The sequence below is a fragment of the Lysinibacillus sphaericus genome (genome assembly GCF_000600105.1).
GTDB lineage: Bacteria > Bacillota > Bacilli > Bacillales_A > Planococcaceae > Lysinibacillus > Lysinibacillus sphaericus.
On record NZ_CP006837.1, the window covers coordinates 1,617,045 to 1,633,845 of the forward strand.

Annotated in this window: 13 protein-coding genes; 11 read left to right on the forward strand and 2 right to left on the reverse strand. The window is 37.8% G+C overall.

Annotated elements, in window-relative coordinates; translation table 11 throughout:
• Positions 1-76: 76 nt before the first annotated feature.
• The 6 genes from T479_RS07415 to T479_RS07440 all read left to right on the forward strand — a co-directional run bounded on the left by T479_RS07415 (position 77) and on the right by T479_RS07440 (position 7,724).
• Positions 77-1,321 carry a Zn-dependent hydrolase gene (locus T479_RS07415; protein ID WP_025219093.1) on the forward strand — a complete coding sequence of 415 codons (1,245 nt, stop codon included), beginning with the start codon at positions 77-79 and terminating at the stop codon, positions 1,319-1,321.
• Positions 1,322-1,456: 135 nt separating this feature from the next.
• A complete protein-coding gene (hydA, locus tag T479_RS07420) occupies positions 1,457-2,857 on the forward strand; it encodes a dihydropyrimidinase (protein WP_024364238.1) in 1,401 nt (466 codons plus the stop codon).
• Positions 2,858-3,061: 204 nt separating this feature from the next.
• Positions 3,062-4,429 (forward strand): NAD(P)-dependent oxidoreductase, encoded by a 1,368-nt coding sequence (locus T479_RS07425; protein WP_081769867.1) that lies wholly within the window; start codon positions 3,062-3,064, stop codon positions 4,427-4,429.
• Between the two features lie 13 nt (positions 4,430-4,442).
• A complete protein-coding gene (gene preA / locus T479_RS07430; protein WP_025219095.1) occupies positions 4,443-5,705 on the forward strand; it encodes an NAD-dependent dihydropyrimidine dehydrogenase subunit PreA in 1,263 nt (420 codons plus the stop codon).
• A 268-nt stretch (positions 5,706-5,973) separates the two neighbouring features.
• The gene (locus tag T479_RS07435; RefSeq protein WP_025219096.1) at positions 5,974-7,494 is read left to right on the forward strand and encodes an NCS1 family transporter; all 1,521 of its coding nucleotides are present in this window, start codon (positions 5,974-5,976) and stop codon (positions 7,492-7,494) included.
• A 20-nt stretch (positions 7,495-7,514) separates the two neighbouring features.
• Positions 7,515-7,724, forward strand: coding sequence for a hypothetical protein (locus T479_RS07440; RefSeq protein ID WP_025219097.1), 210 nt, complete (start codon positions 7,515-7,517; stop codon positions 7,722-7,724).
• A gap of 121 nt (positions 7,725-7,845) precedes the next feature.
• Here the strand turns inward: T479_RS07440 and T479_RS07445 are convergent, their stop codons facing one another.
• On the reverse strand, positions 7,846-9,231 hold the full coding sequence (locus tag T479_RS07445) for a branched-chain amino acid transporter BcaP (RefSeq protein WP_024364233.1): 1,386 nt from the start codon (positions 9,229-9,231) through the stop codon (positions 7,846-7,848).
• 521 nt (positions 9,232-9,752) lie between these two features.
• Between T479_RS07445 and T479_RS07450 the strand changes: the two genes are divergently transcribed.
• From T479_RS07450 to T479_RS07465, 4 genes are all read left to right on the forward strand, one after another.
• A complete protein-coding gene (locus T479_RS07450) occupies positions 9,753-11,126 on the forward strand; it encodes an amino acid permease (RefSeq protein WP_025219098.1) in 1,374 nt (457 codons plus the stop codon).
• A 169-nt stretch (positions 11,127-11,295) separates the two neighbouring features.
• Positions 11,296-12,690 carry a spore germination protein gene (locus tag T479_RS07455; protein WP_024364231.1) on the forward strand — a complete coding sequence of 465 codons (1,395 nt, stop codon included), beginning with the start codon at positions 11,296-11,298 and terminating at the stop codon, positions 12,688-12,690.
• Between the two features lie 30 nt (positions 12,691-12,720).
• A complete protein-coding gene (locus T479_RS07460) occupies positions 12,721-13,812 on the forward strand; it encodes a GerAB/ArcD/ProY family transporter (RefSeq protein ID WP_024364230.1) in 1,092 nt (363 codons plus the stop codon).
• A complete protein-coding gene (locus T479_RS07465; RefSeq protein WP_025219099.1) occupies positions 13,809-14,921 on the forward strand; it encodes a Ger(x)C family spore germination protein in 1,113 nt (370 codons plus the stop codon). The genes T479_RS07460 and T479_RS07465 overlap by 4 nt, the downstream gene beginning before the upstream one ends.
• 128 nt (positions 14,922-15,049) lie before the next feature.
• Here the strand turns inward: T479_RS07465 and pgeF are convergent, their stop codons facing one another.
• Complete coding sequence (gene pgeF, locus T479_RS07470) at positions 15,050-15,814, reverse strand: peptidoglycan editing factor PgeF (protein ID WP_024364227.1); 765 nt, start codon at positions 15,812-15,814, stop codon at positions 15,050-15,052.
• A gap of 206 nt (positions 15,815-16,020) precedes the next feature.
• On the opposite strand from pgeF, the gene T479_RS07475 reads away from it, so the two are divergent.
• On the forward strand, positions 16,021-16,653 hold the full coding sequence (locus tag T479_RS07475) for a transmembrane-type terpene cyclase (protein ID WP_025219100.1): 633 nt from the start codon (positions 16,021-16,023) through the stop codon (positions 16,651-16,653).
• The last annotated feature ends 148 nt before the right edge of the window (positions 16,654-16,801 follow it).

Consider the following 16,801-nt stretch of genomic DNA (forward strand, 5'->3'; position numbering starts at 1 on the left):
AGTGTTATATCCATATCTCTTAAAATTTATCTATTTTAGAATGTTTAGTAACTACTGTGAAAGAGAGGACTTGCATATGTATAAATGTAATAGTAGACGATTGCAAGATTCGATTGAACAATTTAGTCAGTTTGGAGCTACTTTAAACGGTGGTGTCACGCGTTTATCTCTTTCGAAAGAAGATATTCTAGCTAGAAATTATTTTTGTAAGTGTTGTGAAGAATTAGGGATGGAAATCAAAGTAGATGATATGGCCAACATCTATGCGATGCTACCAGGCAAAAAAGAAGTTCCGCCAATTGTTATGGGCTCTCATTTGGATTCAGTTGAAAAGGGTGGGAAATTTGATGGTGTTTTAGGTGTGTTAACAGCCTTAGAAGCGATTCGAACATTAAAGGACAATGACGTAGAGTTAGATGTGCCATTAATGATTGTGAATTTTACGAATGAAGAAGGGGCTCGCTTTGATCCGGCGATGATGAGCTCAGGCGTCATTGCTGCAAAATTTGAAAAAGCCCAAATGCTACAGTCGGTCGATAACAATGGCATGACTTTTCAAGCTGCACTACAAGCAAGTGGTTATGAGGGTGAGCAACAACATCGCTTAAAGGAAGCCCTTGCTTATATTGAACTCCATATCGAACAAGGGCCCGTTTTAGAAGCAAAGCAAATGGAAATAGGTGTTGTTGAAGGGGTACTAGGAATGGTTTGTTATGAAATTACCTTTACTGGCCAATCCAATCATGCAGGAACAACACCGATGGCAATGCGCCAAGACCCAATGATTGTTGCCGCAAAAACAATGGTATTTTTACATGAACAGCTTGGCAAGATTGATGAGCAACTAGTATATACCTTTGGGCGGATGCATGTTTTACCTAATATTCATACCGTTATACCAAATAAAGTGACGTTTACAATTGATTCACGGCATCAAAATCCTGCTATTATGCAAAAGGTCGAGGAAGTATTGAAAAACTTGCCTACAGAAGACACAGGTTGTCGTATAGAAGCTGTGAAACTATGGGGAAGAGACACAGTATTATTTGATCGACAAATTTGTGATGAAATCGAAACAGCTTGCCAACGATTTGGCTATACCGCTCATCGAATGTTTAGTGGAGCAGGGCATGATGCGCAATATATAGCGACGATGATACCTTCAGCAATGATTTTCGTACCAAGTATTAATGGGAAGAGTCATTGCGAGGAGGAAGACACATCATTTGAAGATTGCGCAAAGGGAGCAGATATTCTCCTCGAAACGGTATTAACGATGCAAACAAAATACAGTATGGGCCAAACGTACAGCTTACATTAAAATGTGAAATTTATCATGATTGTTACGTCTCTATTACTAACTAGAAAGCTGCCAAAGTGATGCTGCAATGAATCAAGTTAAAAGAAGAAAGTGAAAATAGTTTACTTGAATATCGACCACGAAAGGTAGGATAGTATGAAAAAAATCATTCAAGGTGGACGAATCGCAACTGCTTCAGATGTCTACGAAGCAGATATTCTTATTGAGAACGGAATCATTGTACAGATAGGTAAAAATTTATCTGTTGCAGGTGCGGAAATCATTGATGCTACTGATAAATACGTAATGCCAGGAGGAATTGATCCGCATACCCATTTAGATATGCCTTTTAATAATACAGTAACAGACGATGATTGGAAATCGGGTACGATAGCGGCTGCGTTTGGAGGCACCACAACGATTTTAGACTTTTGTTTAACAGCAGGTGAAGAGAAACTTTCTACTGCTGTTGAAAAATGGCATGAAAAAGCAAAAGGGAAATCTGCAATTGATTATGGATTCCATTTAATGATTGGGGATTTAACACCACAGACAGAAGCGGAATTACCTGTGTTACTAGAGCAAGAAGGAATTACCTCTGTAAAGGTTTTTATGGCCTATGCAAAAGAATTCCAAGCGACAGATCGCACGCTTTTTAAAGCGTTCAAAATTGCAAAAGATGTTGGTGCTATTGTTATGGTGCACTGTGAAAATGGCTCAGTTATCGATGAGCTTGTCGAAGAGGCAAGACGTGCGGGACATAAAGAGCCGATTTATCATGCGCTTACGCGTCCAGCACAATTAGAGGGAGAAGCCACAAAACGTGCGATTGAACTAGCCCATATCGCAGGTGCAACGCTTTATGTTGTCCATGTTACTTGTAAAGAAGCGGTGGATGAAATTATTGCAGCACGTGAAAAAGGCTATAACGTCTATGGCGAAACATGTCCACCTTATTTAACATTAGACCAGTCTGCTTTAGCACAACCAGGCTTTGAAGGGGCGAAATACGTATGGTCACCGCCACTTCGTCCGAAATACCATCAGGAGCATTTATGGAATGCCTTAAAAGCGAAGCAATTACAAACAATTGGTTCCGATCAATGCTCGTTTAGTTTTAACGGCAAAAAGCAATTAGGGTTAAATGATTTTTCTAAAATTCCGAACGGTGGACCGTTTATTGAAGATCGCTTTAGTATTTTATATTCAGAAGGGGTTGCCAAAGGGAAAATAACTGTCAATGAATTTGTGGATATGATTGCTACAAATGCTGCAAAAGTTTTTGGTCTGTTTCCACAAAAAGGGACAATTGCTATAGGTTCTGACGCAGATATCGTGATTTTTGATCCTAATGTAAAACGCGAAATTTCAGCAAAAACCCACCATATGAATGTGGACTACAACCCATATGAAGGTTGGGAAGTGACGGGTGAACCGGTCACTGTGCTTGTCCGTGGGGAATATGTTATTAAAGAGAAAGAATTTGTTGGTGTACTAGGCAGTGGTCGCTATATCAAACGCCAACTGAAAACGACTGCGGAAACGATAAAAATCTAACTTGTTTTTGCAAATATTTCGTGTGGCTTCAACACTGTTGTCACACAGTCAATGTAGCACCACCTTTCAAGCAGGATTTAAACAATCATGCAAAGGTGTAATTAGCAATAGGTAATACATGGCCGATTGTTTTGACTGGAGAACAAAACAATCGGCTATTAAACAATGGCAAGTTCAACAAGAACACATGAGGGGGATGTGGAAATGGTTCCGATGCAAGAGCATGCAATGACCAAGCTACTTCAGCGTAATTTTGTTGAGTTAACAAGTCGAATGACAAAAAATGAGGCAATGGAAGAAGCAAATCGTTGCCTTTATTGTTATGATGCACCCTGTATTAAAGCTTGTCCAACAAGCATTCAAATCCCAAATTTCATAAAAAAAATTGCATCAGGGAATATGAAGGGTTCTGCCACTACTATATTAGAAGCAAACCCAATTGGTGCAAGTTGTGCAAGAGTTTGTCCAACAGAAGAGCTCTGTGAAGGGGCATGTGTGTTAAATTCCTCAACAAAGCCAATTAGAATCGGAGAACTACAGCGTTATGCGACAGATTGGGCGATGGAGACAGGTGCACAGCTATTTAAGAAAGGCGAAAGCAATGGACTGAAAGTAGCCATTATTGGGGCGGGTCCAGCTGGTCTTTCGGCGGCGCGTGAGCTTAGTCGGTTTGGTTATAGTGTCACAATCTATGAGGCTGAAGCGAAAGCAGGTGGTTTAGGAAGCTATGGTATCGTGTCGTTCCGCTTACCAAATGAGGTAGCAGATTGGGAAGTCGAGCAAATTGTCAAACTCGGTGTGAACATTCAAACAAATACGACAGTAGGTAGCGACATTTCTGCAGAAGAAATATTAGCACAATATGACAGTGTCATTTTAGCAGTTGGTATGGGGGCTGTGCCACATCTGGGCATTGAAGGAGAAGGTCTGTTAGGCGTGCATGATGCCATTGAATTTGTAAAACAAACAAAAGTGGGAGCGCTTCCAACTGATTTAGTAGGGAAACGTGTTGCAGTTATCGGTGCTGGGAATACCGCAATTGATGGTGCTACTTGTGCCATGCGATTAGGTGCGGATAATGTGAAAATACTTTATAGAAGAACGCAAAAAGAAATGACCGCATACAAATTTGAATTTGAATTTGCCAAGCAAGATGGCGTGGAGTTTCAATGGTTAACAGCGCCGAAAAAAATCATCGGCAATGATGCAGGTGAAGTGATTGGCATTGAATGCGTTCACATGAAGCTCGGTGAAGCAGGAGCAGATGGTCGTCAAAGACCAGAAGAGATTGCAGGATCCAATTTTATTTTAAAGGTGGATGCAGTTATTAAAGCAATTGGTCAAACGCGTTTTGTGTCATTAATTGAAGCGTTTGGCTTACAGCATACAAATGGCGTTGTTGATATTGATGAAACGACGATGCAAACATCGAATAAAAAAGTGTTTGCATGTGGGGATGTTGTTTTTGGCAACGGACAAGGAGAGGCAATGGTTGTAACAGCGGTTCAACAAGGAAAAGATGCTGCTTATAAGATTCATGAACGTTTAAGAAAACCAAGCGAGATTGCATAAGGGGGGCAGTGACATGGCAGATTTACGAATAGATTTAGCGGGGATAAAATCACCCAATCCATTTTGGCTCGCATCCGCACCACCTACGAACTCAGGCTATCAAGTGCAGCGTGCATTTGAAGCAGGGTGGGGTGGGGCGGTTTGGAAAACATTAGGTGAACCGATTTTGAATGTTTCTTCACGTTTTGCAGCGGTTAGTTATAACGGGCAACGTGTGGCAGGTTTTAATAACATTGAATTAATAACCGATCGCCCGTTGGAGGTAAATTTAAAAGAGATTTATGAAACGAAAAAAAGGTTTCCTCATCACGCCATTATAGCTTCCCTTATGGTAGAACCAAAGCAAGAAAAGTGGCATGAAATTGTCAAACGCGTAGAAGATGTGGGGGTAGATGGTCTTGAGCTTAACTTTGGTTGTCCACATGGCATGGCAGAACGAGGAATGGGCTCCGCCTCTGGTCAAGTACCTGAATTGGTGGAAAAGCAAACGTATTGGGTGAAGGAAGTAGCACGTACGCCAGTTATTGTGAAACTAACGCCAAATATAACGGATATAACAGTAACAGCAGAAGCGGCGATAAGAGGCGGAGCGGACGCTATTAGTATGATTAATACAATCAACAGCTTGGCAGGTGTTGATTTAAATACATGGAATACAATACCTCATGTTGCAGGTAAAGGGGCGCATGGCGGCTATTGTGGTCCAGCTGTGAAGCCAATAGCACTCAATATGGTAGCAGAGTGTGCTCGTAATCCTCACATTCAGGTTCCGATATCGGGTATAGGTGGTATTTCCAATTGGCAAGATGCAGCAGAGTTTATGTTGATGGGTGCAACGGGTGTGCAAGTTTGTACAGCAGCTATGCACCACGGATTTAGTATTGTCGAAGATATGATTGATGGACTAAATAATTATTTAGATGATAAGGGAATTGCCTCGGTAAAGGACTTAGTTGGTCGCTCGGTGCCTCGATATTCGGACTGGGGCAATCTAGATTTAAACTATAAAATTGTTGCGGACATCAATAATGATGTATGTATTAACTGTAATAAGTGTCATATTGCTTGTGAAGATACGTCCCATCAATGTATCGATTTGTATACGGAAAATGGAAAACCTATGCTAAAGGTTCGCGAAGAAGATTGCGTTGGTTGTAATTTATGTTCGATTGTCTGTCCGGTTGATGGAGCAATTTCTATGGTCGAAAGACAATCCGCTATTGCGCCAATGACTTGGAATGAGCGCCAATTGTTAATGAATAGTCTATCTAAATAAAAGGTTCATCTGTGTAATGATTAACTGTTTTTCCACCTTCCTTACGAATGATTTCGAAAAGGAAGGAAAGCCTCATGGAGTTGTCACGGAAATCTCTCGTTTATTCAGTAGAGCATTTTCCCCATGTAAGAGCTAACTGGTACAAAATGCTAGATTTCAGGGGATAATGATTCGATGTCTGGATAAATGCATGCTGTCAGTACATGGTACGAATGATATTCGGATTCCTTGTGCCGATGCATAATCTATTCAAAAAGGAGCGAAATGTATGGAACATGACGGGAATTATTTGAAATCCCCTGATTTACTTCCAGTGACACATCAACAAAGAAATATTGGAACATTCGGTTTTGCAGTCATTTGGATAGGCATGGCTATTGTACTAGCCGCATTTGCAATTGGTGGTTCTGCTATTATGAGTTTACCTTTGCCAATGGTTATTTTAGCGACATTGATTGGCTCTTGTTTAATCGGTGTATTTATGACATTAATTGGTGATATCGGGATTGAGCATGGCTTATCTTTTCCTGTATATATGCGTGCTCCATTCGGTACTTTTGGAACGCACATTCCATCGTTAGTGCGAGGCGTAACAGCAGCCTGTTGGTTCGGTATAAACACCTATTTCGGCGCCATGGCTATTAATGGCATTCTTAATTTACTTTTTGGTTTTAATAATTGGTTTCTATGTTTTCTAGTCTTTGCTGCTCTACAATTATTTAATACTTCGTTAGGCATTAAATCAATTGAGCGTTTTGCAGATTTAGCGGCGCCCATTATTATTTTAATTTCCTGCTGGATGTATATAACATTAGCAGATGCGGCCACAACACAAGGCAAAGATGTCTGGTCTTGGGTTGAGACGCCAACTACGGGTGTAGCGGCTTTTACAGCATTTATGATTGTTATCATGGCGAATATGGGATTCTGGGCTACGTTAGCCGCTGATATGCCATCATTGTCTCGCTTCTTTAAAGCACCTAAAAATGAGCGCAACTGGTTTAAACGGAACAAAACCCAGTTAGTCGGTTCTTTAATTGTTATGCCCATCACGAATACATTTATCGTTACAATTGGCGCGGTTTGTTATATGGCGGTTGCATCTGCAGATCCAATCAATGCATTACAGCAAAGTGCAAGTGGCTTGATACTTGGAATTTTATTATTAATGATTGTTTTAGCGCAATGGTCAACGAATACGTCTGCTAATGTGATTCCAGCAGCTACTATTTTCTCTAATATTGGCGGCCCAAAAGTACCATTCTGGGTTGGCGTTGTAATTGCGGGTGTAATAGGAATTCTTGCACAGCCATGGAGCTTATTTGATGTTTTAGTCAACGCGCTCTTAATTATAGGTGGTATTTTAACGGCCATTGTTGGTATTTTATACGCAGATTATTATTTAATTCGAAAAAGACGCATCAATGTCAAAGATTTGTATGAGCTAAACGGTCAATTCAAATATTTGAATGGCTTTAATTTAGCTGGCTTAATCGCTTGGGTTATCGGCGGTGTCATTGCAAATATTTTCTCTGCTTATTCATCACTAGTGGGTTTTATCGTTGGAGCGTTGGTTTACTATGTATTAGCGAAGTACTGGTGGTTTAAAAAGTATCCTCAAGCTGAATTAGAAGATCCAAGTGATGCGAAGTATTTAGGGATTACAGCTGGTCATAACTTAGATGAACTATTTGGGCAAGATTTGGTGCCACAGCCCGCAGTTGGCTCAGATGACGTTGAGGCAGTAGATCAAACGGAACCACTTTTAGAAATAAAAGGTGCTGATTAGTAGAGAGAAGGGGTGAGCGCATGTCAGATTTTTTACAAAGTACGGAAGAAATAAAGAAAGTTGATGACTTTTTAGACAGCGGCTTTAAAATACAATATGTCTATGAAAACTTAAGTGGTATGTTTGTAGAGTTTGCTCGGCAGGAAGAAGTTGTACATTTGAAAATTCTTACAGCGGATGCCCGCAAATATTTCGCCGCAAAACTTCAGGAACAAACCTTATTGCAATAGCTATTGCGTAAGCCGCAACCTCTGCTACCATGCAGATTGTTGCGGCTTACGTTTTGTGTGTTTCCACAAGGGCAACACAGCTTTTAAATTGTTTGCAAATTGTTTGAGTGACTGGCACGATTTAGTTCATCGTGCTATGCTTTCGGCCATATACAAAGTACACAATTAAACCGAATACAAACCAAAGTCCACAAGCAATCCATGTATGAATAGATAGCTGGGAAATTAAAAATAAGCACATCAAGAATGACAGAATCGGTAGTACTGGGAAGAACGGTACTTTAAAACCACCTGATGGAATATTTTTGTTTTTACGTAAATAAATGACGCCTATTGAAACGATTGTGAAAGCTACTAGCGTCCCCATATTGACAAGTTCCGTAAGCTTCGATAACGGGACAAAGCCAGCGCAAAAGGCTACAAGGATAGCGAATACCCAAGTGTTCTTGACAGGGGTTTTAAACTTAGGACTCAGTTCAGCCATACTTTTTGGCAGTAAACCATCACGGCCTAAAGCATATAGCAAGCGTGTCCCTCCATAGGACATGACAAGGATAACCGTCATCATGCCGACAACTGCACCAAGGGAAATAATACCCGCAATCCAGTCTTGATGAACAAGTTGCATAACATAGCTGACCGGATCACTAACGTTTAAATCAGTGTAGGGCACCATACCTGTTAATACAAGTGAAACAACAACATAAAGAACTGTACATATTAATAAGGAGCCAATAATACCAATTGGCATATTACGTTGGGGATTTTTTACTTCTTCAGCTGCTGATGAAACAGCATCAAATCCAAGATAAGCGAAAAATACAAGAGCAGCGCCACTTAGTACACCACTTACGCCAAATGGTAGAAACGGTTGCCAATTTGATGGTTCCACGTAAAATACGCCAACGCCAATAAATAGTAAAATAACACCCACTTTCAAAAAGACCATAATGGAATTTAATCGAGTGGATTCTTTTATGCCTAGCATTAAGAAAAAGGCTGTGGCAAAAATAATAACGATGGCAGGTAAATTGATATACGTACCAGCGGCAGGGTTAAATGATCCTGAGATTGCTGTTGGCAGCGAAATATTAAAGCCAGCAAGGAGCGCACTTAAATACGATGACCATCCAGTTGCAACGGCTGCAACGGCTAATCCATATTCTAGTAACAGTGCCCAGCCAACTAGCCAAGCAACGATTTCGCCAAATACAATGTAGCCATACGTATAGGCACTCCCTGTGACAGGTACGCTTGAAGCAAACTCAGAATAGCACATACCTGCTAATGCACAAACAATAGCGGCTATGATAAATGAAAAAACAATTCCTGGCCCTGCATGGGTAGCTGACACCGTTCCAGGCAAGATAAATATCCCTGTGCCAACAATTGCGCCAACCCCAAGCAAAATCAGGTCAAAAGCACCTAACGATTGTTTGAGCTGAATAGTTCCTTCCTTTTTCAATAAATCCGCTATATTTTTTCTTCTAAATAATAAATTTCTCACATGAAAGCCTCTTTTTCTTAGAAATATGTAAAAATATTATACTTTTTTGACATTCAGGTCAATTATTTTTACGAATTCGAAGTGAAATTGGTTGAATTTTAAGAAATATTAAAATCTAAAGAAAAGAAAGAAGGTTTTTAGTGTAGAAATGATAATTATGAATATTCTGAAATAATAATACTCTTAAAAAGAGAAGGAAGTTTAACGATATTATTACGCTACTAATATAGTAATTGAGCGTGCGTTATACATGGGAAAAGCAGGTAGTAAATTTTAAGAATTTTTGTTTCTTTAGCACATTTATTATGTTCTTTTAACTAGATATATATGGATTGTTGACTTCTTTAGTAGTGTCTAGGTAAAACTGTTTTCAAAGAGGGTATTAAATCGTGTATTTATTATATTAAAATTTAAAAAATATTGTTTTTCCTAAAAATACATTTGTGTTTTTGAGAAGAATTTATTATTATTTATAAAGTAATTTATCGTTCTTATATTAAGATAGAAAGAGGCGTATTCAAGTGGCAAACAAAGAATTAAAGAGAGGGCTGGAGGCGCGACATATTCAAATGATCGCTCTAGGTGGTACGATTGGTGTAGGCCTATTTATGGGTTCCGCTAGCGCTATCCAGTGGACTGGGCCATCCGTGCTCCTTGCATATGCTATCTCGGGCATTTTTATATTTTTCATCATGCGAGCTATGGGTGAGATGCTCTATGTAGAGCCAAGTACTGGATCTTTTGCAACATTCGGTTATAAATATATTCACCCATTGGCGGGTTATTTAACTGCGTGGAGTAACTGGTTTCAGTGGGTTATCGTTGGGATGTCTGAAATTATAGCAGTCGGAACATATATGCAATATTGGTATCCTGATTTACCTGCATGGATTCCTGGGTTAATTGCTATGGTTATACTAGGTGTAGCAAACTTTATTTCTGTTAAATCATTCGGCGAATTCGAGTTTTGGTTTGCGATGATTAAGATCGTTACAATTGTGCTTATGATTGTGGCTGGTATTGGCCTTATTTTCTTTGGGTTTGGAAATGACGGTATGCCAATCGGTTTATCCAATCTGTGGTCGCATGGCGGCTTCTTCACAGGTGGTTGGACAGGTTTCTTCTTTGCATTATCTTTAGTCGTGGCGGCTTACCAAGGGGTAGAGCTTATCGGAATTACGGCTGGAGAAGCAAAAAATCCGCAAAAAACAATTACCAATGCTATCCAAAGTATTATTTGGCGTATTTTAATTTTCTATATCGGTGCAATTTTTGTTATTGTAACGGTTTACCCATGGGATGAGTTAGGGACGATTGGTAGTCCGTTTGTTGCCACTTTTGCTAAAGTAGGGATTACTGCAGCAGCCGGTATTATTAACTTTGTCGTAATTACAGCAGCTATGAGTGGTTGTAATAGTGGCATTTACAGTGCGGGACGTATGCTTTATACACTTGCTATGAATGGTCAGGCACCTAAGTTTTTTGCAAAGGTTTCAAATAACGGAGTTCCAATTTTAGGTACTGCTGGCGTATTAGTTGGGTTAGTCGTTGGTGTTATTTTAAGTTATATTGCACCAAAAAACCTATTTGTCTATGTTTATAGTGCAAGCGTACTTCCTGGGATGATTCCTTGGTTTATCATTTTAATTAGTCAAATTCGGTTTAGAAAAGTAAAAGCAGCGCAAATGGAAAACCACCCATTTAAAACGCCTTTAGCTCCTTTGACAAACTATGCAACCATCGCTTTTTTAGTTATGGTGCTTATCGGTATGTGGTTTAATGAGGATACGCGCGTTTCGTTAATTGTAGGGATTGCTTTCCTTATACTTGTAACACTTAGTTATTATGTGTTTGGTATTGGAAAAGAAAGACCTGCTGACAAGCATACAAAATAATAGAAAAAGGATGTATCTCTTTAATTTGAGATACATCCTTTTTTTCTATAGTAGAATCAAGATTTTTTAGAGATGTTCCATACATAGTTATTCAAAAAAGGGATAAGCTACATAAAGAAATATGTTGTGTTCATGATACATACAGGCGTTTAACGGGGGTTGAAATGGCATGGAAGAAAGAGAACAGCAAGTAATTGACCAGATAAAGGACAAGGTTCAAGAAATTGATGATGTCGTTATAAAAGAGATGGTTACTGATGCAGGGGATGCGACAATTATCTATTTCTCTTCTCTTATCGAGAAAATGACTTTACAATCGATGGTTTTCATACCGTTAGCGAACCATGTTAATCAAATTTTTCAAGTATCTGATGCAGTAGAATTAGACGATGTGGATTTGATTTTGCAAAAATTAGATGCAGGCCAAACCTTATTGTTTTTCCATAAAACAGCGCAACTACGAGTGATTGACACCTATAGTGCCCCTACGCGTTCGATAACAAATACGGAAACAGAGTCAACAGTTATTGGACCACAAGATGCTTTTACTGAATCATTAGAGACCAATATTTCATTAGTAAAAAGACGGATTCAAAATCCAATGTTAAAAAATGAAACACGCACTGTAGGAACAGAAACCAATATTAAAATTTCAATTTTATATATAGACAATATCGTAAATAAAGAAAATTTAGACACGCTACGAGAGCGAATCAATCAAATACAATTCCCTTTTTTTACAGATATATCAGAGCTCAAGCAACTGATTGAAGATAATCCGTTATCTCCTTTCCCACAGCATTATATGAGCGTACGACCAGATAGTGTTAGTCAGTATCTTATTGATGGAAGAATCGTGATTTTTATGGACAATAGTCAGGCTGCGATTGTTTGTCCTACATCCTTTTTTGAAATGTTTGTTTCGGTCGAAGATTATTATAACCGTTGGACAACAGCCTCATTATTACGAATGCTTCGATTTTTTGGCTTTTTCCTAACCATTATGATTACGCCGATGTATATCTCTGCTTTAACATTTCATCCTGAAGTATTACCTTATGAGCTTTTGTTAAATCTTCAGGAATCCAGAAGTAAAGTTCCATTTCCGCCACTAATAGAAGTATTGTTTATTGAATTAATTATTGAAGTGCTGCGTGAAGCAGGTTCGCGAATGCCTGCTAAAGTCGGTCAAACGATTGGTATCGTTGGAGGTATCGTGATCGGTACAGCAGCTGTTGAAGCGGGATTGCTTAGTAATATTCTAATTGTATTGGTTGCGACATCTGCCTTACTGTCATTTCTACCACCGATCTTTTTATTGAGTAATACAAGTAGATTTATTCGTTATATTTTTATTTTGTCTGCTGGTCTGTTTGGGTTATACGGATTAATGCTAGCATTTGCATGGCTATTTGCTCATTTATTACGATTAAATTCATTAGGAACACCGTATATGTCACCGGTTGTTCCTCGTAATGCCAGTGATTTATTCGATAGTATTATTCGATTTCCAACCAAATATTTAAAAACCAAGAAGGGTATTTCTAGAGCACAAAAAAAATAACAGCTTTTGTAGCATTTGAGGTGGTTTTAGTTGAGTACAGGTAAGAGCAAGAAAAAGTTATTAAATGCATATCATGTTGTGTTTTTAGCACAAAGCGTCATGATTGGTACTGGTATTCTCTCCCTGCCTCAGCAACTTAGTTCTTTAGGCTATAGCCAAGCATTGATGCCATTGATTTTTGGTGTGATTGCAAGTGTTACACTGTACCCAATGATTTGGATTAATTCTAAATTTCCAAATGACAACCTATTTCGTATCAATGAAATCCTACTAGGTAAATGGTTAGGGAAATGTATCAATCTTTTTTTTGTTATTCAATTTCTCGTTTTTATTGCAGGCATTATTAGTAATTATATGCATCTCATTCAAAGTACTGCTCTTCAAGAACAAACCATTACGGGGCCTGTTTTTTGTTTTTTATTATTGCTTATTTATATTGTCAGTGGAGGCATTAAATCAATTGCCCGTTTTTGTATCATGACCTTTTTTCTAACGATTGGTTTTCTATATTTTACACATTGGGCATTTGAAAAGGGCGATATGAGTCACTTTTTACCTCTATTTAATTTTTTTAGTGTAAATGACTTTTATGAGGCATTAAAAAGAGGGTATTTATCGGTTCTAGGTTATGAATTAGTCATGTTTTATTTTCCCTACATTGTCGATCAAAAAAAAGCATTCCGTCATTCGTTAATTGGCATTTGGATTAGTATCTTACTTTGTTTTATTACGACAGCGATTAGTGTTATGTATTATTCTGAATGGCAGCTAGAATATGTGGAATTTTCAGTACTAAACTTGTTTAAAGCTGGAGAGTTTTCGTTTATTGAGAGAATTGATATTTTTGGCATTACATTATGGGTTTTTTTAATTTTATCGACCGTGGCCGCCTATTTATGGTGTGCAAAAAAAGGGGTAGAGACTTTAGTATCTAAAAAAAGTAATGTTTATTTGTACATCTTAGTTGCGATTATTTTCTTTGTTGTAAAAATGCCATCTTCCAGAGAATTTCAAGATAAATTATTTACAAGTGCCAATTATGTTGGCTATATGTTAATTCTTTGGCCAGTATTATTAATGATGGTTTATGTACTTCGAAAAAAGAAGCAGGTGCAAGTATGAGCAGAAAACTTCTTTATGTAACTCTTTGTATCCAACTATTCGTTTTAGCCGCCTGTACGGAAAAAGAAGTAAAAGTTCCACTTGAAGATGTCGGGATGGTGGGCATTATCGCATTTGATTATATTGATAAGGATAGTATGAAATTAACCGTCGCCATTCCTCAATATTCACCTGAAGCGCAACGTAGTACGCAAACTTTTTCTGTGACTACGGAACTTGTTTCAAATGGCATTGTGGAAATAGAAAAACTTTCAGACAAAAAAATTGTTTTTAATCAGTTACGCGTTGTGTTGTTTAATGAAGAGTTCGCACGTCAAGGCAATATTCGCAAAGTGCTTCAGCATTTATACCGAAATGCCGAAGTTGGTAATAAAGTAGTTATCGCCATTGTAAAGGAAAAAGGAGAGGAAATGCTAAAATATAATTATCCCGATAAACCGAATATTAATTTCTATTTAAACGATTTATTGCAACCTAGCATTAATACAGCATTTAATCCTAATACGAACATCCATGATTTTATGTATACCATTTCGAATCCGGTATTTGATCCGATTATTCCATTTATTGATAAAAATAGTGATAAAATCGAAATAAAAGGGATTGCTGTATTTAAAGGTAACCAGATGATTGAATTGATCACGCCGAATGAGGCACTCATTATTCAGGCAATCCAAGGAAGAAAAAATCTTGCGCCATTAGATATTAAAATGGAACAAGGGCATGGCAAAGAAAAGTTATTGATTGACTTAGTGGAAAATGATGTGCATATTGAGAGCAATAAAAATATGCATTCACCTAAACTCACGATAGCATTAACAATCAAAGGAACATTAAGTGAATATAAAGGTGCACGAGAAAATGATTTATTTACTATAGAAAGTTTAGCGGATTTAGAAAAAGACGTGAATAAAGAGTTGGAGCAAGATATTAAAAAGTTTTTAGATAAACTCAATGAATGGCAAGTAGATCCAAGTGGTCTTAGTGAATATTTCCGAATGTACCATCGCGGAAAATGGACAACTGAAAAAAAGCGGGAGATTATTAGTAATGTAGCAATTGATGTACAGGTGAAAACATCCATCATTAGTACAGGGACATTAAAATAAACTGATTCAGTAAAGAAAGTGCCACTATTGACAGGTATATATGTTCACAGCTATCATCAATACAACTGGACTTGAAAGCTATAAAAAAGGCAATTTATCATTTAGAAAAAGTGATAATTGCCTTTTTTTTAGAATGATTTTCGCATAATAAAGCTTACATGTCGGCCACATGTTTTGTCTTGGCGGTAGGAGAAACCTTCTTCACTAAGATACGTACATGTTTGATCAATCGTAATTTGTTGTGACGGAATGCCGGCAATTTCACATTGCTTTTTCACAGTTTGCTGATTATCAATGTGATACTTGTTTGTGTCAGCATTGAAATACATAAAATTATCGGCATAGCCTAGACGATTAAATTGTTCATAGACATCACCATCAACCTCAAATTTTTGCTGGCTAAGTGCCATGCCAATTTGAACATGGAAATCCTGTGGATTACAGTGCTCTTGTTCTATTAAATGACGGAAAAGTTTCAATGTCACTTCCTTGACTGTTCCTTGCCAGCCAGAATGAATGACACCGATGACACCACTACGTTCATTATAAAAAATAACAGGTACACAATCAGCAGTAAAAGTACAAAGCATTACATCTTGGTCAAATGTATAGAGTGCATCGGTATTGGCAATGGCTGTATCTTGCCTCAGCGCGCCTAAACCTTTATCTGCTACAGTTGCACGATAAAAATTAGCACTGTGTGTTTGTTGAGTACATATAAAATCATTGATATCACATTGCAACGAAGCTGCTAATTTCTTTCGATTGCTTAACACATCCTCAGTACTTGTGCAGACATGTAGTGCCATATTATTTTGTTCAAGTTCCAAATCGTCCTTTAAGGTAGTTCCTGCTATGAATTGCTTATTGTTGTAATAAAATTTAGTTTTCATATCATCACCCCGTTTAACTATATCGGATTAGATTGCCAATGTATAGCTTATGCAATATGTATCTGGTGTTACAGGCTATTTGACCTCACTGTGTTTACTTATAAAAAACGGACTTTCTTTAAACAGACATAATAGATTCATACCTTATCATACCGTAGCAAAGTAGAGGTTACATTACCAACATTCAAGTAAAAAGGAGTGTGTTTATGAATCAAGACTACTTTCTTTTAATTTGTCAAATAGGCATGGGTCTGTTTTGGATAGTGACATACATATTTATTATAAAACGTGGTTTTCATGATGAGCAATATGGTATGCCAATGGTTGCAATTTGTGCCAATATTTCATGGGAGTTTATCTTTACGTTTATATATCCACACAATGATTTTCAAAGAATCATTACGTTTAGTTGGTTTGTACTTGATCTTGTAATTATGTGGCAGTATTTAATATATGGGCGCAAAGAATTTAAAAATACTATGTCTACCACACTTTTTTATACATCTTTCCTTTTTACATTGGCAACAAGCTTTTTAGTTATTTTGGCACTCTCGCATGAACTTCATGATATGCAACGGATATATGCTGCGTTTATACAAAACTTAATGATGTCAGGGTTATTTATCGGCTTGTTTTTTGCAAGGGGGAGTCTGGCAGGTCAATCTATGTCTATTGCAGTGTGCAAAATGATTGGAACATTATTTGCAGCCGTCGCATTCTATTTCTATAGTAGCATTCCACTTATTACAATTATCTCTATGGCAACCTTTATGTATGACTGTTTAGTGCCAGTCACCCAAACAATTCTGAATATAGTGCCAGTCACTCAAACAATTTAATGTGGGCGGGAAGTTTTCCATTTATCATGAAGTTTATGACTGGAATGGTGCCTTTGCTGTTTAAAATCTTGTAGTAATATATTCCTGTTACAACTATATTTCAATTTTATTACTGACAAGTTGAGAATAAACACTGATAAACTCGTAA

What these genes read in the sequence shown, in the direction of transcription:
- T479_RS07435 (WP_025219096.1), top strand. Translation starts at nt 5,974, where the DNA reads ATGGAACATGACGGGAATTATTTGAAATCCCCTGATTTACTTCCAGTG.
- T479_RS07465 (WP_025219099.1), top strand. Translation starts at nt 13,809, where the DNA reads ATGAGCAGAAAACTTCTTTATGTAACTCTTTGTATCCAACTATTCGTT.
- T479_RS07425 (WP_081769867.1), top strand. Translation starts at nt 3,062, where the DNA reads ATGGTTCCGATGCAAGAGCATGCAATGACCAAGCTACTTCAGCGTAAT.
- hydA (WP_024364238.1), top strand. Translation starts at nt 1,457, where the DNA reads ATGAAAAAAATCATTCAAGGTGGACGAATCGCAACTGCTTCAGATGTC.
- pgeF (WP_024364227.1), bottom strand. Translation starts at nt 15,814, where the DNA reads ATGAAAACTAAATTTTATTACAACAATAAGCAATTCATAGCAGGAACT.
- T479_RS07440 (WP_025219097.1), top strand. Translation starts at nt 7,515, where the DNA reads ATGTCAGATTTTTTACAAAGTACGGAAGAAATAAAGAAAGTTGATGAC.
- T479_RS07455 (WP_024364231.1), top strand. Translation starts at nt 11,296, where the DNA reads ATGGAAGAAAGAGAACAGCAAGTAATTGACCAGATAAAGGACAAGGTT.
- T479_RS07415 (WP_025219093.1), top strand. Translation starts at nt 77, where the DNA reads ATGTATAAATGTAATAGTAGACGATTGCAAGATTCGATTGAACAATTT.
- preA (WP_025219095.1), top strand. Translation starts at nt 4,443, where the DNA reads ATGGCAGATTTACGAATAGATTTAGCGGGGATAAAATCACCCAATCCA.
- T479_RS07475 (WP_025219100.1), top strand. Translation starts at nt 16,021, where the DNA reads ATGAATCAAGACTACTTTCTTTTAATTTGTCAAATAGGCATGGGTCTG.